This window comes from Campylobacter concisus (genome assembly GCF_003048595.2).
In the GTDB taxonomy this organism is placed as follows: Bacteria; Campylobacterota; Campylobacteria; order Campylobacterales; family Campylobacteraceae; genus Campylobacter_A; species Campylobacter_A concisus_L.
This window is the reverse complement of sequence record NZ_CP049270.1, coordinates 287,873-310,879: the sequence shown is the minus strand read 5'-3', so window position 1 is coordinate 310,879 and position 23,007 is coordinate 287,873. Positions and strand designations below refer to the sequence as shown.

The 23,007-nt window shown below is 36.8% G+C and carries 24 protein-coding genes; 14 read left to right on the top strand and 10 right to left on the bottom strand.

Annotated elements, in window-relative coordinates:
* Positions 1 to 114: 114 nt before the first annotated feature.
* The 4 genes from CVT15_RS01530 to CVT15_RS01515 all read right to left on the bottom strand — a co-directional run bounded on the left by CVT15_RS01530 (position 115) and on the right by CVT15_RS01515 (position 3,556).
* Positions 115 to 744 (bottom strand): NAD(P)H-dependent oxidoreductase, encoded by a 630-nt coding sequence (locus CVT15_RS01530; protein WP_107898091.1) that lies wholly within the window; start codon positions 742 to 744, stop codon positions 115 to 117.
* A 93-nt stretch (positions 745 to 837) separates the two neighbouring features.
* Positions 838 to 1,860 carry a selenide, water dikinase SelD gene (selD, locus tag CVT15_RS01525; RefSeq protein ID WP_430516346.1) on the bottom strand — a complete coding sequence of 341 codons (1,023 nt, stop codon included), beginning with the start codon at positions 1,858 to 1,860 and terminating at the stop codon, positions 838 to 840.
* Entirely contained in the window at positions 1,857 to 2,456 is a 600-nt protein-coding gene (yedF, locus tag CVT15_RS01520) for a sulfurtransferase-like selenium metabolism protein YedF (protein WP_087585434.1), read from the bottom strand. The genes selD and yedF overlap by 4 nt, the downstream gene beginning before the upstream one ends.
* A 152-nt stretch (positions 2,457 to 2,608) precedes the next feature.
* Entirely contained in the window at positions 2,609 to 3,556 is a 948-nt protein-coding gene (locus CVT15_RS01515; protein ID WP_087585433.1) for a formate dehydrogenase subunit gamma, read from the bottom strand.
* Between the two features lie 341 nt (positions 3,557 to 3,897).
* Here CVT15_RS01515 and CVT15_RS01510 point away from each other — a divergent pair, with 341 nt between their 5' ends.
* Positions 3,898 to 4,494: a DJ-1/PfpI family protein gene (locus tag CVT15_RS01510; protein WP_107898092.1), complete on the top strand. Its 597-nt coding sequence runs from the start codon at positions 3,898 to 3,900 to the stop codon at positions 4,492 to 4,494.
* Positions 4,495 to 4,580: 86 nt separating this feature from the next.
* On the opposite strand, the gene nspC is transcribed toward CVT15_RS01510, so the two are convergent.
* Entirely contained in the window at positions 4,581 to 5,720 is a 1,140-nt protein-coding gene (gene nspC / locus CVT15_RS01505) for a carboxynorspermidine decarboxylase (RefSeq protein ID WP_103577050.1), read from the bottom strand.
* 83 nt (positions 5,721 to 5,803) lie between these two features.
* Here nspC and CVT15_RS01500 point away from each other — a divergent pair, with 83 nt between their 5' ends.
* From CVT15_RS01500 to CVT15_RS01455, 10 genes are all read left to right on the top strand, one after another.
* Positions 5,804 to 6,025, top strand: a complete 222-nt coding sequence (locus CVT15_RS01500; RefSeq protein WP_087585430.1) for a MoaD/ThiS family protein — start codon at positions 5,804 to 5,806, stop codon at positions 6,023 to 6,025.
* A 1-nt stretch (position 6,026) separates the two neighbouring features.
* Entirely contained in the window at positions 6,027 to 6,461 is a 435-nt protein-coding gene (locus CVT15_RS01495) for a molybdopterin synthase catalytic subunit (RefSeq protein ID WP_103577051.1), read from the top strand.
* Between the two features lie 12 nt (positions 6,462 to 6,473).
* Positions 6,474 to 6,935, top strand: coding sequence for a molybdate transport repressor (locus CVT15_RS01490; protein ID WP_103577052.1), 462 nt, complete (start codon positions 6,474 to 6,476; stop codon positions 6,933 to 6,935).
* Between the two features lie 241 nt (positions 6,936 to 7,176).
* Positions 7,177 to 9,030: a TonB-dependent receptor domain-containing protein gene (locus CVT15_RS01485; protein WP_107898093.1), complete on the top strand. Its 1,854-nt coding sequence runs from the start codon at positions 7,177 to 7,179 to the stop codon at positions 9,028 to 9,030.
* An 11-nt stretch (positions 9,031 to 9,041) separates the two neighbouring features.
* On the top strand, positions 9,042 to 10,007 hold the full coding sequence (locus CVT15_RS01480; RefSeq protein ID WP_103577053.1) for an ABC transporter substrate-binding protein: 966 nt from the start codon (positions 9,042 to 9,044) through the stop codon (positions 10,005 to 10,007).
* The gene (locus tag CVT15_RS01475; protein ID WP_054196111.1) at positions 10,004 to 10,801 is read left to right on the top strand and encodes an ABC transporter permease; all 798 of its coding nucleotides are present in this window, start codon (positions 10,004 to 10,006) and stop codon (positions 10,799 to 10,801) included. The genes CVT15_RS01480 and CVT15_RS01475 overlap by 4 nt, the downstream gene beginning before the upstream one ends.
* On the top strand, positions 10,801 to 11,490 hold the full coding sequence (locus CVT15_RS01470; RefSeq protein ID WP_103577054.1) for an ABC transporter ATP-binding protein: 690 nt from the start codon (positions 10,801 to 10,803) through the stop codon (positions 11,488 to 11,490). The genes CVT15_RS01475 and CVT15_RS01470 overlap by 1 nt, the downstream gene beginning before the upstream one ends.
* Entirely contained in the window at positions 11,483 to 12,589 is a 1,107-nt protein-coding gene (locus tag CVT15_RS01465; RefSeq protein ID WP_103577067.1) for an NnrS family protein, read from the top strand. The genes CVT15_RS01470 and CVT15_RS01465 overlap by 8 nt, the downstream gene beginning before the upstream one ends.
* 111 nt (positions 12,590 to 12,700) lie before the next feature.
* Positions 12,701 to 13,246 (top strand): hypothetical protein, encoded by a 546-nt coding sequence (locus tag CVT15_RS01460; RefSeq protein ID WP_103577055.1) that lies wholly within the window; start codon positions 12,701 to 12,703, stop codon positions 13,244 to 13,246.
* A 369-nt stretch (positions 13,247 to 13,615) separates the two neighbouring features.
* Positions 13,616 to 15,232, top strand: a complete 1,617-nt coding sequence (locus tag CVT15_RS01455; protein WP_107898094.1) for an AAA family ATPase — start codon at positions 13,616 to 13,618, stop codon at positions 15,230 to 15,232.
* 39 nt (positions 15,233 to 15,271) lie between these two features.
* On the opposite strand, the gene CVT15_RS01450 is transcribed toward CVT15_RS01455, so the two are convergent.
* Positions 15,272 to 16,486, bottom strand: a complete 1,215-nt coding sequence (locus CVT15_RS01450) for a saccharopine dehydrogenase family protein (RefSeq protein ID WP_107898095.1) — start codon at positions 16,484 to 16,486, stop codon at positions 15,272 to 15,274.
* Between the two features lie 94 nt (positions 16,487 to 16,580).
* Between CVT15_RS01450 and CVT15_RS01445 the strand changes: the two genes are divergently transcribed.
* Positions 16,581 to 17,303: a tetratricopeptide repeat protein gene (locus CVT15_RS01445; RefSeq protein ID WP_103577058.1), complete on the top strand. Its 723-nt coding sequence runs from the start codon at positions 16,581 to 16,583 to the stop codon at positions 17,301 to 17,303.
* On the opposite strand, the gene CVT15_RS01440 is transcribed toward CVT15_RS01445, so the two are convergent.
* On the bottom strand, positions 17,296 to 17,937 hold the full coding sequence (locus CVT15_RS01440) for a non-canonical purine NTP pyrophosphatase (protein ID WP_103577059.1): 642 nt from the start codon (positions 17,935 to 17,937) through the stop codon (positions 17,296 to 17,298). The two genes, CVT15_RS01445 and CVT15_RS01440, sit on opposite strands and share 8 nt — an antisense overlap.
* 113 nt (positions 17,938 to 18,050) lie before the next feature.
* Here CVT15_RS01440 and CVT15_RS01435 point away from each other — a divergent pair, with 113 nt between their 5' ends.
* Entirely contained in the window at positions 18,051 to 19,352 is a 1,302-nt protein-coding gene (locus tag CVT15_RS01435; protein ID WP_103577060.1) for an MFS transporter, read from the top strand.
* Positions 19,349 to 20,485: an NAD(P)/FAD-dependent oxidoreductase gene (locus CVT15_RS01430; RefSeq protein ID WP_103577061.1), complete on the top strand. Its 1,137-nt coding sequence runs from the start codon at positions 19,349 to 19,351 to the stop codon at positions 20,483 to 20,485. The genes CVT15_RS01435 and CVT15_RS01430 overlap by 4 nt, the downstream gene beginning before the upstream one ends.
* A gap of 250 nt (positions 20,486 to 20,735) precedes the next feature.
* On the opposite strand, the gene CVT15_RS01425 is transcribed toward CVT15_RS01430, so the two are convergent.
* The 3 genes from CVT15_RS01425 to rpsI form a co-directional block, all read right to left on the bottom strand.
* Positions 20,736 to 21,374, bottom strand: a complete 639-nt coding sequence (locus CVT15_RS01425; protein WP_107898096.1) for an HAD family hydrolase — start codon at positions 21,372 to 21,374, stop codon at positions 20,736 to 20,738.
* Positions 21,375 to 21,448: 74 nt separating this feature from the next.
* A complete protein-coding gene (locus CVT15_RS01420) occupies positions 21,449 to 22,462 on the bottom strand; it encodes an OmpA family protein (protein WP_103577063.1) in 1,014 nt (337 codons plus the stop codon).
* Between the two features lie 153 nt (positions 22,463 to 22,615).
* Positions 22,616 to 23,005, bottom strand: coding sequence for a 30S ribosomal protein S9 (gene rpsI, locus CVT15_RS01415; protein WP_002939337.1), 390 nt, complete (start codon positions 23,003 to 23,005; stop codon positions 22,616 to 22,618).
* Between the last annotated feature and the right edge of the window lie 2 nt (positions 23,006 to 23,007).

Below are 23,007 nucleotides of genomic sequence, written 5' to 3'. Positions count from 1 at the left end.
TGATTTTATCCCATTTTTACTTGATTTGGGTTTATAAAGGTAAGTATTTATTTAGAATTTATTGATTTATTTAAAATTGAGCCAAAAATTTATTTAAAATTTGGCTCAAATATCTTAATAGATCCAAGTAACGATATCAGAAATTTCTCTACGAAGTTTTTTTGGTTGTGGATTTAGGCGGTAGCCAAATGGCACCATGATGGCCACTCTTTGAAAGCTCTCATCAAGCCCTAAAAGCTCATTTAAAGCGAGTCTATCAAAGCCTTCTATCGGGCAACTATCAATGCCCAAACTTGCAGCTGCATTCATCATATTTGTGGCGATTATCATGCACTGCTCATGCGACCACTGAAATGTTAGCTCATCATCATTTTTAAAATTTGCTAGCAAAAAGTCATGATAAAATTTTTGCCTTGCAACAATGGCTTCAGGATCTTTATTGGTATTTCTAGCGATCATTTTATTAACGTATGTGCTTCCAAATTTTACCTCTTTGATCTTAGCTAAAACGACAACTAAATGCGAGCAAGATGTGATTTGTGCTTGATTCCATGAAAGAGCTTTTATTTTTTCTCTAAGCTCTTTATTTTGAACGACTAAGATATCCCACTGCTCAAGACCAGTTGAACTAGGGCTTAATCTACCAGCTTCTAGTATAAAATCAAACTCTCCAGCACCGATTTTTTTGCTTTCGTCAAAAACCTTGCAAGCATGACGAAATTTTAAAATTTCAAGATAATTCATCATTTCTCCTTTATAGTTTTTGAAATTATAGAATGGTTAAGTAAATTAAAAGATTTCTCTAACGCAATGAGATAGCATGCTATTTTTAAAAATTTATCTTAAAAATATACCAAACTCGCTCTTTGATACCGCAGAGCCAACGATAGCCGAGCTTTCATAACCTACTTCTTTTAAGCGTTTTACTGCAAGCATCGCGTCCTTTTCACCAACTGCAAGCAAAAGTCCACCTGAAGTTTGTGCATCAAATAGCAAAATATCAGCTTCTTTGTCTATAAAATGCTTTGCAAATTCGCGGTTTTTATAGCTTCCTTCTGGAATGATACCCATATTGGCAAATTCCTTTGCACTTACAATGATTGGCACGTTTTTTTCATAAATTTCAAAACTGATCTTTTCATTTAGCATTTCGCTTAAATGTCCCAAAAAGCCAAATCCAGTCACATCAGTAGCCGCATAAACTTTGATGCCATCAAGTGCCTTTAATGCATAAAAATTTAGCTGTGCCATGATAGTTGCAGCCTCTTTTATCTGCTCCATGCTTAATAAATCAGCCTTTATTGCTGTGCTTAAAATGCCGCTTCCAAGGGGCTTTGTAAGTATCAAAACATTGCCATTTATAGCTGTATTATTTGCCCAAAATTTATCAGGATGTACCCTTCCAGTGACGCTAAGCCCATAATACATCTGCTGTGTCTCGATCGTATGCCCGCCAACTATAATGCCACCACACTCTTTTACTTTATTGGCTCCGCCTTGCAAAATTTCACCTAAAATTTCAGGTGCCAAGTTACAACTATCAAAGCCTACGATGTTTAGAGCATTTATCACCTCACCACCCATTGCAAAGACGTCACTTAAGCTATTTGCAGCTGCGATCTGTCCATATATAAATGGATCGTTTACCACAGGCGTTATAAAATCAAGCGTTTGAACTAATGCAAGGTCGCTTGAAATTTTAAAAACACTTGCATCCTCATTTGAGTTAGTGCTTGAGAGTAGGTTCGAATGAGATAAATTTAAACTACTAATAGTTTTGTGTAGACCCGACGGGTCAAGCTTAGCAGCTCAGCCAGCGGCTCTAACAAACTGCGTAAGCTTTTTATCGTGATAGATCATAGGCTGATCTGCTCGTGAGTTGAAAGTATATCAATGATCTCATAGGCATTTGAAATTTCACCAATTGCAAGATCACTTACTAGTTTATATGACTCTAAGCAGCTCCCACAACTTAAAATTTGCACTCCAGCAGCTTCAAGCTCCTTAAGCGGTTTAAAGCTTGGATGTGAGCGATTTGTTGTCATTCTCACAGCGTTATTTACACATATTATTATCTTTGGTTTTTTCTCAACTTGAAGAAATGCTCCTAGGAATTTTGATAGTAAATTTATTCCCACTTCGCCACTTCCCGCGCGCTCTTCATTCAGATAGAGTACTTTATTATTTTTTGGTGTTATGTCGCAGACAAACTCATCAAAATTTGTAAGCTCAAGCGCATTTTTACCTTTTGTAGCTAAAATTTTAGTCTCGTTGCCATTGTTTTCAAGGCTAAAATTTATATTTTGATTTTTTAAAAATCTTGAGATATTCTCTTTTGGCGCTAATGCATTTACTAAAATTTCTAAGTTTTCACCCTCTTTTAAACTATCAAGCGCGTTTTTAGTCATGATGACTGGCTTTGGACATTCTAAATTTCTACAATCAATTGTTGTCATTATTTTTCCTTTTATGATTAGTATTTCAAACCTTGAAACTAGTTTTAGATTATAGCTAAAAAAATATTAATTATTTTAAAAATTTTAATGTATAAATTTGAGATAAAAGAGAGCTTTGACCTCGCTTACTAGCAAGGTCAGAGTAAAGTTAATTATTTTAAATTTGTATAAGACTTTTCATAATCAGATACTGGAATTTTATTCTCTCTAACGAGCTCTTGATACCAGTAGTGATGAAGAACATAAACTTCTTCTTCCTCTTTATATCCAGTAATCATCGACCAAATAGCACCATGAATAGCAATAGCTGCCATATAAATATGAACCAAGAAAAATACTGCACATGCGATGCCAAGACAGTTATGGATAATTACGCTGTATCTTAAAAGATCAATTTGTGTAAGACCAAACCAAGAAGCAACTGCTGGCTCTTTGAAGTCTAAGAAATACATAATCGCACCAGTAATTATCATAACGATACCACCAGGGATAGCGATCCAGTACCATGCTTTTTGACCAGCATTAAATTTACCAGCCGGAACAGGTCTCTTTTTCTTTGATAAATAGCCACCAACTATCATCATCCATCTGATATCATAAATTGCCGGAAGCATTCTCTTTGTCCAGGTAAATAACATAGGAAGCACAGAAACAGCAAAGATCACAGTTGCTATATCGTGCAAATATCTACAGAAACGCACAAATGTTCCACCGCCAAGCTCTGCACCCCACATAATGATGATACCAGTTGGCACTAAAATGATCCATGAGATAGCTGCCAAACCATGAGCTATACGTATGATCAATGAAAAAGCAAATACCTTTTTACCATCATGACTAAAATGTTTTGGTCCAATGATTAAAAAGTGTAATGCAAATGCTCCAATAACAGCCAAAATGATAGAAAGTGCTGCTATTGCAAAATAATCATTACCTTGGATAAAAGTAAATATCGGACCCCAGCTATGCCCATAAGGCTTGATATTTTCTATCCTCTGTGCTGCCCAAATGGTGCTGTCAAATTGATTGACGCCAGTTGGTCCCTCAATGGCCATTGCCGCAACAGACAATGTAAAAAGTAGAGTAAGAATTCTCGTCATTTTATTCCTTTATTTGCATAAAACTTAATGATTTGAGCTTTTAGTTAAATATGCTAAAATCACATAGTTATGCTGTTTTGGTTGCTATTATATCAGAGCTAATCACAAGTAAACCTTAGTAAAAAAAATTACTAATAATTTGATAAAATATATTTAAGTTTTGTTAATTTTTTACTAGAATATACCTAAAAATTTATTATCTAAATTTTAAAAACAATTTTCAGTTATCTCAATTTTTTAGATAAAAATTCTTTCAAAATTTATATTTTCCCCTTTATTTCTTAAAAATTTAAACTAAAATATCAAAGTATTTTTGAAATTTCTATCCAAAAGGCAGAGCGATGAATCTATTTTGTCTTCTTTTTGATGATTACGAGACACTTGATCTCATGGGTCCTGTAGAGTTTTTAGCAAGAGTACCTGGAATAAATCTAAATTTTGTATCGTTTAATGGTAAAGCAATAAAAAGTAAGCAAGGCTTTGAAGTAAAAACAAAAAAGCTGGTCACTTTACCAAAAAATAGTATTTTGCTGGTACCTGGTGGTCAGGGCACAAGGATTTTAGTAAAAGACAACGAGTTTATATCACATCTTAAAGAGTGTGTTTTGGCTTCAAATTTTTGCCTTAGTGTTTGCACTGGCTCAGCTTTGCTAGCTCGTGCCGAAGTGCTTGATGGACTAAAAGCCACATCAAATAAAAAGTCGTTTGAATGGGTAAAACAGTGCCGTGATGCCGTAAAATGGCAATCACACGCCAGGTGGGTAAAAGATGATAAATTTTACACAGCTTCAGGCGTGGCTGCCGGCATGGATATGGCTCTTGGCTTCATAAGTGATCATTTCGGTAAAGAATTAGCTCAAAGTATCGCAAATGAAACCGAATACAACTGGCAAAAGAGTGCAAAGATAGATAAATTTACCAAAATTTATGGATATTAATCTATAAAAATTTTATAGATATACATACAAACATACAAATGAACTTTTAGTATTTAGCTACCAAAAGCTAACCAAAACACTAGTGATTAGTTTCTGCGTCTATACTCTTCGTATCCAAATTCACGGATCATCTTTATCTCGCCATTTTCTTTTAAAAGCAGAAGATCAGGCAGTTTTATGCCGTTAAATGTCGTGTTTTTCACGATGGTGTAGTGAATTTGATCTTCAAAGATGACGCGGTCGCCGATTTTTAGCTCACTATCAAATTTATACTCCGCATCGCCCGCTTCAAGCCCCACTATATCGCCAGCTAGGCAGGTATTGCCGCCAAATCTATAAGCAAATTTGCCATTTTCACTCTCGCCTCTAACGGCTGGGCGGTAAGGCATGAGCACGGTATCTGGCATGTGCGCCTCGGCTGAGGTATCAAGGATGGCGATATCTTTCTCGTTGTGCACGATGTCAAGCACGCTGCTTATCAAAAAGCCAGTTTGCCAGCCCACAGCCTCGCCTGGCTCCAGATAGACCTCTACGCCGTATTTTTCGCGGAAGCGCCTAATTATTTTTATAAGCAGTTCCACATCGTAATCAGCCCTCGTGATGTGATGTCCTCCGCCCATATTTATCCATTTCATCTTTGGGATAAACTCGCCAAATTTCTCCTCAAACGCCTCTAGCACGGTCTGCAAGCTACTCGCACTCTCCTCGCAAAGCGCGTGAAAATGAAGCCCAGTGATGCCGTCAAGAAGTTCTGGCTTAAAATTTGCCCTTGTGATGCCAAGCCTGCTAAATTTACCGCATGGGTTGTAGCTATCAGTTGGGGCTAGTGAGACTTCAGGATTTACGCGCAGGCCGCAGATGATGCCGTTTTGCAGGGTAATACCTTTAAATTTTTGCCACTGAGCAAAAGAGTTAAATGTGATGTGTTTTGAAATTTTTAAAATTTCATCAAAATCCTCCTCTTTAAAGGCTGGGCTATATGTGTGGATCTCGCCTTTTACGTATTCACTTGCAAATTTTGCCTCATGAAGCCCACTACAAGTCGCTCCGTCAAGATAAGAGCCCACCATATCCATCACGCCGCTAAATGCAAAGCCCTTAAGTGCGACTAAAATTTTAGCTCCGCTTTGCTCTTTTACATACCTTAAAAGCTCTAAATTTTTACGTACTTTTGCCTCTTCACAAACGTAGGCTGGGGTTTTTATGCTCTTTAAAATTTCGTTCATTTTTGCTCGCTTTTTAAATTTTTAAATAAGTATATCTAAATTTATTTTTAAGTAAAATCAGCAAAAATCTCAAAGGATAAAACGTGATAGAGATCGAATTTCTTGGGCCTATCGGGCTTGAAAATATAAAAGTAGAGGCAAAAAATTTAGGCGAGATAAAAGAGGCTTTAAGCCAGAAAGAAGAGCTTAAAAAATGGCTAAATATCTGTGCTGTGGCTGTAAATGACGAGATCGTAAGCGATATAAATTTTGCTCTTAAATCAGGCGATAAAATTTCTATCTTACCACCAGTTTGTGGGGGCTAAGATGCAAATTTATAATGGAAGCTTGGACGTTCAAAGCATCACAAACGAGTGGTATGAACGCTTTAAGGATAAAAACTGCGGAGCGCTAATCACTTTTGTTGGAATCGTAAGAGAAGAAGGTGGCATTTCGGCGCTTAGTTTTGACATCTATGAGCCGATCCTTAAAAAATGGCTAGATGCTTGGCAGGAGCAAGCCAAAAAAGAAAATGCCTACGTGCTCTTTGCTCACTCAAAAGGCGACGTGCCGGTGCATACGAGCTCTTACGTAGCAGGTGTAGTAAGCCCTCAAAGAAAGGTCGCACTAAGGCTTATAAATGAGTTTGTCGAGGACTTTAAGGCAAATGCGCCGATCTGGAAATATGACGTGATAAATGGCGAGAGAATTTATGCAAAAGAGCGCAGCCAAACGATAAATGGTGCTGGTATTTTAGCTTAATAAGGAGATATGGTGACAACAAAAGAGAGTAAAAAAGATCTATTTTTAACATTGGCGTTTGGCGTTGGACTATTTATATTTAGCATTTTTGGCTACTTTTATCTAGCTCTTGGCACAGCGTCTCTCTTTGGCATCATCATTGGTGCTCTCTCAGCGTTCTTTTGTGTTAGAAAAATTTTTCAAAACAACTTTTTACGTATTGAAGATGATGGATTTATTATCACAAAAGGCTCAAAAAGTATAAAATTTTACTTTAAAGATATCGACGAAATCGCCATTAAGAGCTTTGGCGATAAGAAAAAAGTAGAAACTTTAAGCGTAAAATTTAAGAAAAACCGTCTTAATAGAGATGTTTGCTTTGGGTTAGTGCAACCACTAGGTGATGATTTGATCATCATTTTTGATAAATATGAACTCTCAAAATTTACCATTTCAAAAGAGCTAAGAGATAGGCTTAATAATTTTAGAGCCTAATTAAATCGACCTACGATTTAAAATTTTATATAACAATTATCAAAATTTTTATACATTTTTTCACATTAAATTTACACCATTTAGCTACTCTTGCAAAAATAAAATTAAGCATTTTATCTACAATAGACTCGTAATTATGGATTAAAAATTTAAAGGATGACTTACATCAACTTTTATAAATGGTTTTGCTACTATAATTATGATAAAAGAAATCATAATTATATCTTTAAAAGGAGTTTACATGAGGCCCATTTTAAGCCTAGCAGTTCTTTCATCACTGCTTCTAGCAAATGAAGCAAATTTAGACATTATAAAGCCTATTAGAGAATTTGCTCCGCCGCCAGTCATCACGCCAAACGTTGCACAAAGCGCCTTTGTGGAAAATCAATTTGACCGCACTCAAAGAAACGAATATCCATTTGTTACAAATTTACTTGATAACTCAGCTGATATGTTTCATATCTCGGCTGGAATGTATGGCAAAAGCTTTTACAATTCATCACTTTTTAAATATCGTGGCGCAAATTTTTACACCATCTTAAATGCAAATTTCACCAAAGCAAATAATTATAAAGACGGAAGTGGCAAAAAATGGGACTATGGCTACAACAGGCAAGGCCAAAGCGCTATCTTAGGCTTCGTGCCAAATGATCTTAGCGAGCTTAGACTTACGTTTTTAAGGGATAATATCGATAAAGACAAGCAGCCAGAGCACGTGATGGATGCCTTTAAAACGACAAGAAAAGTTGGCAAGCTAAATATTAGATTAGGCGAAGAAGATCTTTCAAATACGCTAAATTTTGAATTTATCCTAAAAAAGGTTGAGCGAAAAGCTGATAATTTTCATCTAAGAGATGCTACTCCAAATGTAAAAGTGGATTTAAAGAGAAATATATTTGAGGCAAATTTAAAGTATGACGCTGACTTTGCAAGCTTTCACAATCAAATAGGCGCTGGCTTTGAAAAAGATAAACATGACGGCAAAAGATACATGAAGCAAGGCAACAACTGGGTCTTTAACGGATACAGATTTGCTGATGTCAGAAATGATAAATTTATGCTTTTTGACACACTTGCTTATAAATTCAATGAAGCAAATGAAGCCTCTCTTGCCTTAAAATATGAAGAGCAAAGAAGTAAATTAAATGGCATCGACACTAAATTTTTTGTGCAAAATCCGATCGCACCTAATACCACTCGTAAATTAGTTCGCCAAATTTATGGTGAGGACGTAAGTGATAAGATCAAAAAAGACGCTTTTAGTGCAAGCCTAAAATATAAATTTACACCAAACGATAAGGATAGCTATTTTGCAAAACTTGAGAGTTTATCTCGCTTGCCAAGTAATATGGAGCGTTTTAACGCACTTTATGGCACAGGCGATAAAGGCTGGATAGCAAATCCAAATTTAGAGCCAGAAAGGCACAATAGAGCAGTTCTTGGCTTTAAATTTGGCAGCGAGTTTTACAAAGAGTATCTAAATTCGCTTCAAAACAAAGATGCATTTAGCTTTAGTGGGCATTTCATCGCTGATAGCGTTAAAAATTTGATCATTTTTGATAGACGCCACTCAAAAGCCCCAATGTCGCTAAACAAAAATGCTGTCATCTCAAGAAACGTTGATGCAACGCTTTATAGTGTAAATTTCAATACAGAATATAGCTTTGCAAGGCACTTTGGCTTAAAAAGCTCACTTTACTACAACTACGGACAAAACAAAACTGATGGCAGGTCACTTTATCAGATAAGGCCTTTTGAGGCAAATTTTGCATTTGACTACAAAGACTATGCAAGCTTTGGTAGCTACAACCTAGGCACTGCACTAAGGCTAGTTTCAAAGCAAACTAGAGGTGATTTTAGCAAGCAAAATGGTCTAGGCATCGATAAAAAAGAGGCCGCAAAGGGATTTGGCTTGCTTGATCTTTATGGTGGTGTAGAGTTTAAAAATAAAGTTGGCATAAGATTTGGCGTAGCAAATTTATTTGACAAAGATTATGCAGAATTTATCAGCGGCGATCACGTAGCAGCACTTGATCCGGTAGTCGTTCATGCCCCTGGCAGGACATTTTTCATTAGCTTTCACAGCAGTTTTTAAAGGAGAAAAAGATGTTAGATAGAAGAAAATTTTTAGGACTTAGCACAGCTTTAGGCGTTAGCGCATTTGCGCCAAATTTATTTGCAAAAGAGAGCTTTACTATGTGGGGCGCACCAGCGATCCCAAGCGTTATCATGGCAGTTGCTTCACTGCAAGGCGAGCTAAACAAAACTTATGATGTAAGTCTAAATATATGGAAAACACCAGATCAGCTGCGTGCAGGCGTAGCTAGTGGGGATATCAAGGTCACGATGTCACCATCAAATGTCGCTGCAAATTTAAGAAACCAAGGGCTTGATTTTGCGATGTTAAATTTGCTGACTCTTGGCGTTATGAACGCTATGGTCAAGGATGAAAAGATCAAAAATTTAGAAGATTTTTTAGGCAAAAAGCTTATCATGCCATTTCGAGGTGATATGCCTGATCTTGTTTTAAGAGCGCTTTGCAAGAAGCGAGGCATAGACGTTAGCAAAATAGACATTACCTATACAGCAACACCACCTGAGGCTCTGCTTTTATTTTTACAAAAAGATTTTGACATTTTAATAGTTCCACAACCTCTTGGCGAAGCGACTATTTTGCGCGGTAAAAAAGCAGGCGTTAGCGTGCATTATTCAGTTGATTTTCCAAAAATTTGGGGCGAGAGTTTTGGTACAAAACCTATAATCCCAATGGCTGGAATCATCGTAGAAAGAGGCTTTTACGAGAAAAACTTAAGTCTATTTGACACGCTTCATAGCGATCTTAAAAATGCACTTTCATGGATACTTGAAAACAAGCAAAGTGCAGCAAAGATAGGCTCAAGCTACTTGCCAGCTCCAGAAGTAGCACTTGCAAATGCTTTTGATAAGGCAAATCTAACAGTGACAAAAGCAAATGAACTACAAAATGAGATCATGGCATTTTTTGAAGAAATTTATCAGTTTAATCCAAAATTTCTAGGTGGCAAGATGCCAGATAAAGGTCTATTTTTATGATACTAATCGATGGCATTAAAAAAGATCGCTCAAGCTTTTTAAAAATAATTGACTATTTTTGGGGCGGATTTAGTGGATTTGCCGTAGTTTTTTTGATCTTAGCCATTTGGCAAGTGGGAAGCGAGTTTAGCTCCCCACTCTTGCTTCCGCCACCAAAAGATGTATTTTTAAAAGCCTGTGAAATTTTAAAAGATTATAAAAACAGCGAGATAAATATAACGCTTTGCAGATCACTGATCGGAGTTTGCTCGGCAACATTTTTTGGTATATTTCTAGGGCTAATAGCAGGTAGTTTTAAAAGTTTTGCAGCCTTTTTAAAGCCTGTTATTACCTTGCTTTTATCAATGCCACCAATTATTTGGATAGTACTTGCTATTTTTTGGTTTGGATTTGGAAATTTTAGCACCGTTTTTACTATCTTTATAACCGTTTTACCGCTTACTTTTGCAAGCTCAGCAGTTGCTATGAGTAGCGTAGATGAGGAGCTAAAAGAGATGTTTGACGCTTATAATCTAGGAATTTTAAAAAAGATAAGACACCTTTACATCCCGCATCTTACGAGCTACATAATAAGCTCTATTAGCGTAGCTGTCGCAATGGGTGTAAAGATAGTGATAATGGCTGAGCTACTAGGTGCAAATAACGGCATGGGAGCAAAGATAGCAAATGCAAGGGCAATGCTTGAAACAACCGAGGTAATGGCATATGTTCTTTTAAGCATCACTCTTATCATGCTTTTTGAATACCTCATCATCGAGCCACTAAAAATAGCTTTGATGCCTTGGAGAAGATGATGCTTGAGCTTAAAAATGTAGAGTATGAAATTTTAAGAGATAAGGTCGTAAGGAATTTTAGCCTAAATGTAAAAGGTGGCGAGGTAGTGACGCTTTTTGGACCATCAGGATGTGGCAAAACGACGATACTTCGGCTTATTAGCGGACTAAATGAGCCTAGAAAAGGGAAAATTGTTAATAATTTTAAAAAGATTACATATTTTTTTCAAGAAAATCGCCTGCTAACATGGAAAAATGCTCTTGAAAATGTGCTTTTAGTTATGGATAAACCAGACATTAACGCTGTTTTAGAGCTTTTTAAAAAGGTTGGATTAAGCCAAAAAGACATTTTAAAATACCCAAGCGAGCTAAGCGGTGGCATGAGACAAAGGGTCGCTTTTGTAAGGGCGGTCGTAACAAAACCTGATCTACTTTTGATGGATGAGCCTTTTTCTGGGCTTGATTATGATATGAAAGAAATTTTAATTGAGATTATTGGACAAAGAGTAAGCGAAGGTATGAGTGTGGTTCTTGTCACACACGATAGAATGGAAGCTGTAAAGATGTCAAATAGAATTTATTTCCTATCAAGTAAAGGCGCAGTCATACAAAGAGAACTTGAAATAGATAAAGATTTCAAAGAGCGTGATTTTACGTTTATTAGCAAGATGATAGATGAAAATTTCAAAGGGCAAATTTATTATGATTAATAACTTTTTTACTCATCCTATGAGGATATTTTTCTTAATGAGTGCCGCCTGTGCGGTGCTTGGCGCAAGTGTATTTTTTACTCCAACTGATTTTGTGAGTTTGCATAAATTTATATTTTTGCAACTTTTTTTAGCGCTTGCTTATGCTGGATTTTTGCTAACTGGACTAACTGATTGGACAAATTTTCAAGCATCTCTAAAAATACACGCCTATATATTATTTTCACTCTTTATCGTAAGCTTTATCTTGGCATTTTTTAGCCTATTTTTAGCACACTGCTTTATCGCTCTTTTTTGGCTTTACTTGGTTTTGCTTTGCCTTTATATGATCTGGCGAGATAAAAATGATGATCAATTTGGCGTACTTGGCTTTTTGTTTGGCATTTTAGGCTTTGAAATTTATTATCTAATAAGCGGCAACGAAAAATTTCTAAATTTACAAGTTTTTATCCACGTAATCGCTATCTTACTCATCTCCTACCGCGTTAGTGTCGTACTTGGAAAAGAAGCATTAAAAAGAGAAAAAGGCATGGATGAAGCTGTTTTTGTGCCAAATTTTATCTATAAAAATATCGCTATTTGCTGCGTTTGTGCCTTTTTACTTTTAAATATATTTTTTGAAGCAAGCATGGGCGTCTATTATGCTGCGATAGCTTGTGGAAGCGCGGTACTTGCAAAGCTTAAAGAGTGGCACTATAAAGAGCTTTTTAGGCATAGTTTTGTGCTTTTATACTATTTTATGCAGCTATTTTTAGCAGTTGGGTTTTTAGGAATCGGCTTTAGCGGTATCTTTGGGCTCCATCTTGAAACAAATTTTATGCATCTAATAGCAATAAATGCAGTAATTTTTAGCGTGATGCTTATATTTAATGTCGCAGGACTTCGTCATAGCGGACAAGAGCTTGAGTTTTTACGTCTTAGTAAGGTTGCTTTTATTTTAGTTCTTTTAGCTGGTGTTAGCAGAGGAATTTTGGCTTATTTTTGGGGTGGCTTTTACATTCATTTACCAGCGACACTCATAGCAATCGCTTTTGTTTTTTGGCTCATAAATTTTTATGTGATCTTTAAGGATAACGATTTTAGCGATGATCCAGAGTAAGAAGCTATTAAAAATTTATTCATTAATTAAAAAGAGTTTTTAAGTCTTTTTTGAAGTAAGTGGATATATAATTTGCGATATTTATTATCAATATTATAAAAAGGATTCTTTATGAACAAACTTACTTCTGTTGCTTTAGCAGCTTCATTTTTTGCAGTTTCAGCTCTTGCATTTAGTGTAGAAGGTGAACCAAAGGTAACATTTACTGGTTACAAGCTAGCAAATAAAACAGCCGTACCAGGTACTTTTAAGACGATAAATTTTAAAAGTCAAGAAAATGCAAATTTTGCTGATTTTTTAAAGAGCTTTGAATTTAAGCTAGAGCCAAAAGATATCGACACAAAGCTACCTGACCGCGATAAAAGGATTGGCATTATTTTCGATGGCAAGGCCGTAGATGGTAAGATCGTAGCAGTAAATGGCGATGATAAAGCCGGAGAAATGGATGTTGAGCTTAGCATAAATGGTAACTCAAAAATTTTTAAAACAAAATATGAAGTGCAAAATGGCAAGCTAATGGCAAAATTTTTAGTTGATCTTGTAAATGATTTGAAGCTAAATGAGAGCTTTGATAAATTTGCCGCTGCTGCCAAACCATTTCATGGTGGAAAGAGCTATCCAGATGTAGATGTTGGCTTTGAAGCAGCGATAAAATAACTTTCAAATTCGGCGCCAGTAAGTTAGCTTGCGCCGAAGTTACCTCTTTATCCTAGTTTCTTATTCTGTGATACCGAAAAATCGAAGATGGCGGGTTTTTCATACAAAAAGGCGGTAAGAATGCGAAATTTTATTTTAAAGATATCGATGAAATCGGCATCCGCGAGATAGACGCTAAGCGCAAAATTAGCGTTTTAAATGTAAAATTTAAAAAAGGCGGGCTGGAGCGCGATAGCATACGGCCTCATGCAGCCTACCGGCGATGATGACACCGTGATATACGACAAATACGAGCTCTCAAAGCACGAGATTTTTAAAATTTTAAAGCAGAAATTTGAGAAGTGTAATTAAAAATAATGAGGTTTAACAATGAAGATATCTAAAGTGCGTATACAAGAATTTAAACGTTTTAAGGACTTAACTATTGATCTAGGAGATAGCCCAAAGAAAATCATTGCTCTTGTCGGCCCAAATGGTTGTGGTAAAAGTAGTGTATTGGACGCTTTTATCGCATTAGGCCCATCTTTGGGTGCATATATAGGAGCAGATCCATACGGTAGTGTTAAGGATAATTTTTTTAGATCAAATAATAAAAATTTCTATGAACTAATCGATATAGATTTTGTTGTAGATGGCATTGTTTATAGAAAGAATGAACTGCGTAATATAGAAAAATATAAAAATAGTCTAAATAGTCTATTTTCGTTTAGAAGCCCATATAGATATAACAATGATTTAAATATTAAAGAAATTAGAGCGGTCAACCCAATAGAGGAAAATAAATATGGCGCTAGCTATTCCGTTAGTATTGATGGAAAAATAGAAGAAAACTATAGGAGACTGCTTGCATATTTTAATTCATATAGAGATGACAATGATTTAAAACCATCTGAAGCCAGAAAATATGTTGTAGACCAACTAAATAATTCAATTAAAAACTGTTTAGATTTAGAAATAGTTAGTATGGGAGAAGTTGAAGGTGGCAATGGCACTTTATTTTTCAAAAAGTCTGATTCTGATGTAAAATTTTCTTTCAATAGTTTATCTTCTGGCGAAAAAGAAGTAGTTGATATACTTTTAGATTTATTTTTGAGAAAAGAAAAATATAAAGGCTCTATTTATTTGATAGACGAACCGGAGCTTCATATAAATACATGTATACAAAGAAATCTTATGAAAGAGATAAATAATCTAATCGATGATGAAGGTCAAATTTGGATAACAACGCACAGCATAGGTTTTTTAAGGGCTTTACAAAACGATTTTATAGGCAATAGTCAAATTATTAAATTTCATAAAAACATTAATCTATCCGATAAAATAGAACTAAAACCCATTGATAAAAACTATAATGAATGGAAAGAAATTTTTGAAACTGCCTTAGACGATTTAACAGGCTTAATTGCACCCAAAAGAATAATTTATTGCGAAGGGAGAGCAGAATCAAAAGATAGCTACGAAAAAGGATTGGATGCAAAGGTATTAAATAATATTTTCAATAAAAAATATCCAGATACTTTATTTGTATCAAGTGGTGGGAATACTGAGCTAGACTATAGAAGTAGAATAGCGATAGCCATACTGGGAAAAGTATTTAATGACTTGGAAATTTGGGTATTTAAAGATAGGGATATAGCTTCAGGCGGCAATGTGAGTGAATTTGATAGGCAAGAATACCTTAATGGTCAAGAAAATAGCTTTAGAGTTATGAAAAGATGGGAAATAGAAAATTATTTATTTGATAAAGAGATTTTAAAGGCTTATTGTGACAAAAATGGGCACCAATTTGATGAGAGTAGGTATGATGCTGTAGTAACAGATGTAGTAAATAACAATGTGAAGGATAATGGTGGAGAAATTAAAAAGTGTTGTGGCATAACGACGCCTATTAATATTGAAATCTTTAAAGAAAATTTATCAAATTTTATTTTATCAGATACTTTGGTTTACAAAGAGCTTGAAGATTGCATATTTAATAGAAAATAAAAGATGGTAAAGAATTTTACCATCTTGTTAGAATATTTCTTACCTTACCTCATACCTCTCGCCTGGTTTCATTTCGATTATCTCCCACGGCAAGCCCTGCTTATTTAGCTCATCCATGAAAGGCTTGGCATCGAAATTTTCCATATTAAAGACGCCCTTGCCGCTCCAAATGCCCTTTGCAACCATCATCGAGCCGATCATCGCAGGCACGCCAGTCGTGTAGCTTACTGCCTGCGCGCCCGTCTCGGCGTAGCAAGCCTCGTGGTCGCAGACGTTGTAGATGTAGACTTGACGCTCTTTGCCGTCTTTTAAGCCGCGTATCACGCAGCCGATGTTGGTTTTACCTTTCGTGCGAGGGCCTAGCGACGCAGGATCAGGCAGTAAGGTCTTTAGAAACTGTATCGGCACGATTTTTACGCCGTTGTGTTCTACCTCGTCGATGCGCAGCATACCGACGTTTTCTAGGCATTTCATGTGGGTTAGGTAGCTCTGTCCAAAGGTCATGAAAAAGCGGATTCTCTTTAGCCCCTTGATGTTTTTTACTAAGCTTTCTAGCTCCTCATGATAGAGCAGGTAGCTATCTTTGACGCCCACTTTCGGATAGTCCCATTTGAACATTATCTGCATCGGCTCGGTCTCTTTCCACTCGCCGCGCTCCCAGTAGCGACCCTTTGCGCTAACTTCGCGTAAATTTATCTCTGGGTTGAAATTTGTCGCAAACGGATAGCCGTGATCTCCTGCGTTGCAGTCTAGGATGTCGATCTCATGGATCTCGTCAAAGAGATTTTGCTGTGCGTAGGCGCAAAATACGTTCGTTACGCCCGGATCAAAGCCGCTTCCCAGCAGCGCCATCGTGTTTGCGGCTTTAAACTCGCCGTCCTTCGCCCACTGCAGCTTGTATTCAAATTTGGCGGTGTCCGGGTGCTCGTAGTTTGCGGTGTCGATGTATGGGATACCGGCGCGAGAGCACGCGTCCATGAGGGTTAGGTCTTGATACGGTAGCGCGACGTTTAGCAGTAGCTCGGCGCCCGTTTTTTTGATTAAATTTACGACCGCGTCGGTGTCGTCCGCGTCAATCTGGGCGGTGCCAATTTGCACGCCTAGGCGATCTTTTATAAATTTAGCGATCGCGTCGCACTTGCTTTTTGTGCGGCTTGCAAGGGTGATATTTGTAAAAACGTCCGAGTTCATCGCACATTTTACGGTTGCGACTTGGCTAACGCCACCTGCTCCGATGATTAAGATATTTGACATTTTTGGCTCCTTAAAATTTTAGTGATTTTAGCGAAGTTAATATAAATTTCTCGCTTTAAAAGGTAAAATAAGGCAAAAATTTAAAGGTAAAAAGATGAAGAAAATTTTGCCATTTTTAGCGCCTATTTGCCTCTTTGCAAGTAGCTGTGACGAGCTAATACAAGAGAGTGTGAGGGAGTTTTATAAAAGCGATAGAAATTTGGAGAGAGCCATAAATTTAGCCGAGCAAGCGACTGATGTCTGCTTAAAAGAGGGCAACACTGAGCAGGCGATCACTTCGCTCATAAATGGCGCTAGCATGTGCATGGTAAATAAAGAGCCACAAAAGACGCTAGAGCTCTCGCAAAAAGCCCTAGAGCTCGCAGCAAACGTTAGTGACAAACTTCTGCTAGCGCGCTCTTATCACAGCCTAGGTGCGGCACAAAAGGCGCTAGGCAGATACTACGAGGCGCTTGCTAATTTTCAAGAAGCTCTAAAAATTTATGACGACGTGCCAAATGCTCCGATGCACGACGAACTCATCTGTATAAAAGGCATCGCTAGCACCTACTACCTAAAAAACGACTTTGACAAAGCCCATGAAAACCACCTTCTAGCGCTAAATTTACTTGATATCACGCCAGAGTTAAGCAGCAACGAGCTTGTGCGATCAGAGCTTTTAGTAGAGCTTGCTAACGACCTAGCAAAGCTTAAGCAAAAGGACGAAGCCGCCAAAAACTACAAAAAAGTGCTTGAAATTTTAAATGGAAAAGAGCAAAATCCTCGCGCACGGGATCTTTTAGAGCGAGCCAACAAAGGACTAAAAGAGCTTAACTAAAGTTTTTCTTTAGACTTTTTAGCACAAAATTTGCAAGCTCAAGTCCCTTTGAACGGTGAGAAATTTTAAGCTTCGTCTCATTATCTAGCTCGCCAAGCGTTTTAGTAAAGCCATCTGGGATAAAAAGTGCGTCATAGCCAAAGCCATTTGTACCACGCTCCTCATCTATCGCTTTGCCATACATAAAGCCATGAGTTGTGTAGTCGCCAAATTTCGAGCTAATAGCGATACAGGCAGTATAGTGCGCTGATGAACTCTTTAAATTTAGAACCTTTAGCTTGCTAATGAGTTTTGCTCTATTGTTTGCGTCATTTGCGTTTTTGCCGCATACTTTGCCATTTTCATCAAGGTCAAAATAACGAGCTGAGTAAATTCCTGGCTCGCCACCAAGTGCATCCACGCTGATGCCACTATCATCACTAAGTGCGATAAACTCACTATCAAGTCCCTGCTCTTTAAGCTTTGCAAAGACGGCTCTTGACTTTATGAGTGCATTTTGCTGAAAAGTGCTGCCATCTTCAACGATCTCAAATGGCTTTATAACCTCGCTTAAGGCGTAAATTTCATAGCCTTTTAAATACTCTTTTATCTCTTTTACTTTGTCTAGATTTGACGTCGCAAGCACGATCTTCATTGCAAGAGCTCCTTAATTTTTGGGCGTATTTTACAAAAAAGTAGATTAAATTTTTAAATTTAAATTAGCGTTAAAATGATAAACTTAGTCCTTTTAAAAATAAGGAAAATTTTATGTTAAAAAGCGTTTTACCATTATCTTTTATCATAGCAAGTAGGTTTTTAGGTCTTTTTATAGTTTTGCCAGTGCTTAGCCTTTATGCCTTAAATTTACGCGGAGCAAACGAGTTTTTAGTAGGGCTAATAGTAGGCGTCTATGCGATCTCACAGATGATATTTCAAGTGCCTTTTGGAGCGCTCTCGGATAGGATAGGACGCAAAAAAACATTAACGATCGGACTTTTGGTTTTTATCATCGGCTCAATAATTTGTGCACTTACAAGCGATATTTTTACCATGCTATTTGGTAGATTTTTACAAGGCGTAGGTGCTATCGGAGCAGTTGCAACTGCGATGATAAGTGACTATATAACAGAAGAAAAACGCTCAAAAGCTATGGCGATAATGGGTGCTTTTATAGGGCTTAGTTTCACACTTTCTATGGTACTTGGGCCGCTTCTTGCCAAAGACTATGGACTTTCAAGCCTCTTTTACCTAAGTGCCGCTCTTAGCCTACTTTGCATTGTACTTCTTTACACCGTTGTGCCAAAAGAGATAAAAGTGAGTGCTAAAAGTGAAAAAGTGCCATTTGGTAAGCTTTTTTTACAAAAAGACTACATGATCATAAATTTCACCTCTTTTATGCAAAAGATGCTAGCAAGCATCGCATTTTTGGTGATCCCTATCGTTTTGGTAAAAGAGTATGGTTACGAAAGTAGTGAGCTTTACAAGATCTATTCGCTTGGTGCCGTACTTGGCTTTTTGGCTATGGGGCTAGCTGGCGCCTTGGGCGATGGCAAGGGACTTAGCAAGGTTATCTTGATATCTGGTACGCTACTTTTTGCCCTAACCTACACTATTTTTGCCATTAGCTTTACACTTTTTATCTTCGTTTTGGGAGTTGCTATATTTTTTATAGGATTTAACCTTCACGAGCCCATCATGCAATCAACCGCAACAAAATTTGTAAAATCCTCACAAAAAGGCTCAGCCCTTGGTGTCTTTAATTCATTTGGCTATCTAGGAAGCTTTGTTGGAGGTGCATTTGGTGGGTATATCTTGCACGCCTTTGGCTTTAAAGTACTCGCAATCATCTGCGTGGTGCTTTGCGTGATCTGGCTTGTTTTGCTCTTTAGCCTAAGCGATCCAAGAATTTTTAAAAATATCTATTTAAGCCCTGAAGTAAGCTTAAATTTAGAGTTACTAAATAGCCAAAAAGGCGTGGTGGATTATTACAAAAACGAGAAAAATCAAGTAATCAAATTTGACTCTCGCCTAACAAGCGAGGCGGCTTTAAAAGAGAGCTTGAAGTTTTGATCTACGACGTCATCATCGTTGGTGCTGGCGCTAGTGGGCTCTTTTTAGGGACAAATTTAAAGGGTAAAAAGGTTGCCATCTTAGAAAAAAATAGCAGCGCTGGCAAAAAGATCCTAGCAAGCGGTGGAGGCAGATGCAACATCACAAACCGCTTCATAAGCGCTAAAAACTACCTTGGCAAGCAAAAATTTATAGAGCAAATTTTAAAAGTGCTGACTCCAGATCAAGTTTTAAATTTTTTTTGCGAGCTTAGATTTAGTGAGCAAAAGCAAAATCAATTTTTCTGTGATAGCGGCGCAAAGAGCGTCTTGAGCGTACTTTTAAAAAGGCAAAATGCAGATATTTTTTATAACAAAGAAGTTCTTGGCGCTAAAAAAATAGATGAAATTTTTGAAATTTTGACAAAAGATGAGAAATTTAGAGCTATAAATTTAGTCATCGCAAGTGGCGGACTAAGCTACAAAGCCCTTGGCGCAAGCGATATTGGCTATAAAATAGCAAATGATTTTGGCATTGAAACATCAACTCTCGCGCCTGCACTTGTTGGATTTAGCGTACAAAAAGATGAGTTTTGGTTTAAAGAGCTTAGTGGCATCAGCCTAAACGCCGAGGTGGAGATAAATAGCAAAAATGAAAGCCATAATTTTAGTGACAATCTGCTTTTTACGCATAGGGGCATAAGCGGACCAGCGATACTAAATGCCTCGCTATTTTGGCAAAAGGGGCGAATTTGCATAAATTTTTTGTCCAAATTTAGTGAGAAAAATTTAATAAATGGCAAAAAGCAGCTTAGTTCGGTTTTGCCCTTACCAAAGAGATTTGTGCTGGAGTTTTTAAGAAATTTTGGCTTAAAAGATAGAGCTTATTATGAATTTAGTGATGATGAAAAAAGTATCATAAAAAGGCTTTTTGCTTACGAATTTGCCCCAGCTGGGACATTTGGCTTTGAAAGGGCTGAAGTTACAAAAGGTGGCGTAAAAACTAATTTTTTAGATGAAAATTTAGAGTACAAAAGCGTAAAAGGGCTTTACTTTATAGGTGAAGTTTTAGATATCACTGGTATGCTTGGTGGATACAACTTGCATTTTGCATTTGCGAGCGCTCTAAAAGTGGCTAGGGTCTTAAATCTATGATCTCCTAAAATTAGCTAATTTTAGATAAATTTTCATATTTTAAATAAAATAGATTTAATATGAAAGGAAAGTAGGCTTTTAAGAAAATCAATTTAAGTAATTTAGATGTTAAAAATTCATAATAAATACTTTAAAAAGATTTTATGCCAAACAAAAGCAACGAATTTTTGGAATAAATTTTATAGCTAAGCAAGCTAAACGTTATGTTGAATTTAATTTAAAATATAAGCAGCTCGGGAATATTAGATTATCAAACTTCTTTTATAAAGCTAACGGCTTCAAATGGGTTTGAGAAAATATGTTTACTAAATTTCTCCAAATCACTCTTTTGACCATATCCACAAGTTAGACCTACGCCTGTAACAAAAGCAGCTTGTGCAGCCATTAGATCCATAATGGTGTCACCTACCATAAATGCATTATTTTTATCTTTATTAAGTCTACCTAAAGCCAAATTTATTGGCTCTGGATTTGGTTTTGGATCAGTAACATCGTCTCTTCCAATAACAGTTTTTATATATTTCATAACTCCTAAATGCTCAAGCAAGATAATAGAAAATTTTGAAGTTTTCGTAGTAACTATACCAACATTAGCAAAGCTACTTGCCTCCTTCAATGCTTCACTTGCATAATCTAAGAGTACCGTCTCATCAAGATAAATTTTTTCGTAGCAAGCTTTATACTCTTTTATATAGCTATCAATTAAATTTTTGCTTGCACCAAGTCTTTCAAACATTATTTCAAGCGGATGACCAACCAAAGACTTTAATGCATTATGGTCTGGCTCTTTTTTACCATGAGACAAGAAAGCTCTATCAAATCCTTTTAAAATAGCAGAAGTTGAATCAATAAGCGTACCGTCCAAATCAAAAAGTATGGTTTTTTTCATCATTTTCTCCGTAGAAATAAAAAAGGGCCTAGCCGAAGCTAAGCCCCAAAAAGAAGTAACTTTAAATAATAAGATTATTTATTGAAAGTAGCTTCAACGCGTCTATTTTGAGCGCGGCCTTCTTTAGTTTTGTTTGTAGCAATTGGTTTAAGCTCACCGTAGCCAACTGTTGAAATTTTATCCTCGCTTACGCCATAGCCGGCAAGAACATCAGCTACAGCTTTTGCTCTTTTTTCAGATAGTTTTTGGTTATAAGCTTCTGCACCTACGCTATCAGTGTGACCAGCAAGTACAACTTTATAATCTGGGTGTTCGCCCATGAAGTCAGCTACTTTTTTGATCTCAGCTGCATATTTTGGTCCGACTTTGTAGCTATCAAATGCGAAGTTAACATCTAGATCTCTAAGAACGATAACTTTTTCACATCCTCTTTCATCAACAACTACACCAGCTGGAGTGTTAGGGCATTGATCGATATCGTTTGGCACGCCATCGTTGTCATCATCAAGAACTACAACAGCTACTTGCTCAACTACAACAGGAGCAGCTGCAACTACTGGAGCTGCTTTTGAATCAAGACCGATGCCAAAGCCTAGTGAGTAGAATAGGTTGTGATCAGCATGCTCAAATTTGATAGCATCTCTTGCCTCTGCTTTAAGAGCAAATCTATCAGTTACTTGATATCTTAAACCAAGACCATATTGACCAAAACCACCATCTTCATTTTTAACAAAAATAGCTGGAACATCTTCATAACCAGCACCAACTAAGCCATACAGACTAACTGGTCCAAAATCAACTATATCTTTTACAAGATTTGCATGATATCTAAGAACTCTTCCTTCTCTTGTTAAGCTACCTGTTTTTTCTTTTGCTTTTTGAGTGTAATCAACACCAAGTTCTACTTGATCAAAGAAAAAATCTTCAAGATTTCTAGCAGCTCTAACACCAACGAAGTTATGGTCTTTTACACGTAGATTTCCCTCTGGGTGAACACCACCAATAGTTGGAGTAACTTCATAATTATATGCTGCGTTAGACGCAAAAACCGCTGTTGCGGCAACCATAGCTAAAGCAATCTTTTTCATATTTAGAATTCCTTTCTTAGGATTTATTTTAAAGTGGTTACATTTTAACTGAATAAAATTTAACCGACTCTAAATCATAATTTAATTAACAATGTAAATTTGAAATTTACACAACTTAAATTTTGCAAATGCAAAAGCACTTGCAAAAATTCATTAACGTTTAGAGAATTGTGGGCTTCTTCTTGCCTTTCTTCTACCAAATTTCTTACGTTCAACAACACGAGAATCTCTAGTTAACAAGCCTTTTGGTTTAAGTGCTGCTCTAAAATCAGCATCCATATCAGCTAAAGCACGTGAAATGCCGTGTCTTAGAGCCTCTGCTTGTGCTGAATAACCACCACCTAAAGTTGTGGCTACTACATCTATTAAACTCTCTTGTTTAGTAACTAGAAGTGGCTGAATTACTTTAAGCTTTATAGCTTCATGTCCGCCAAGCCAAGTATTAAGATCCATACCATTTACTACGATTTTACCGCTTCCAGACTTTATCCAAACCTTTGCTACGGCAGTTTTTCTTTTACCAGTTGCATAAACTTTTGCCATAA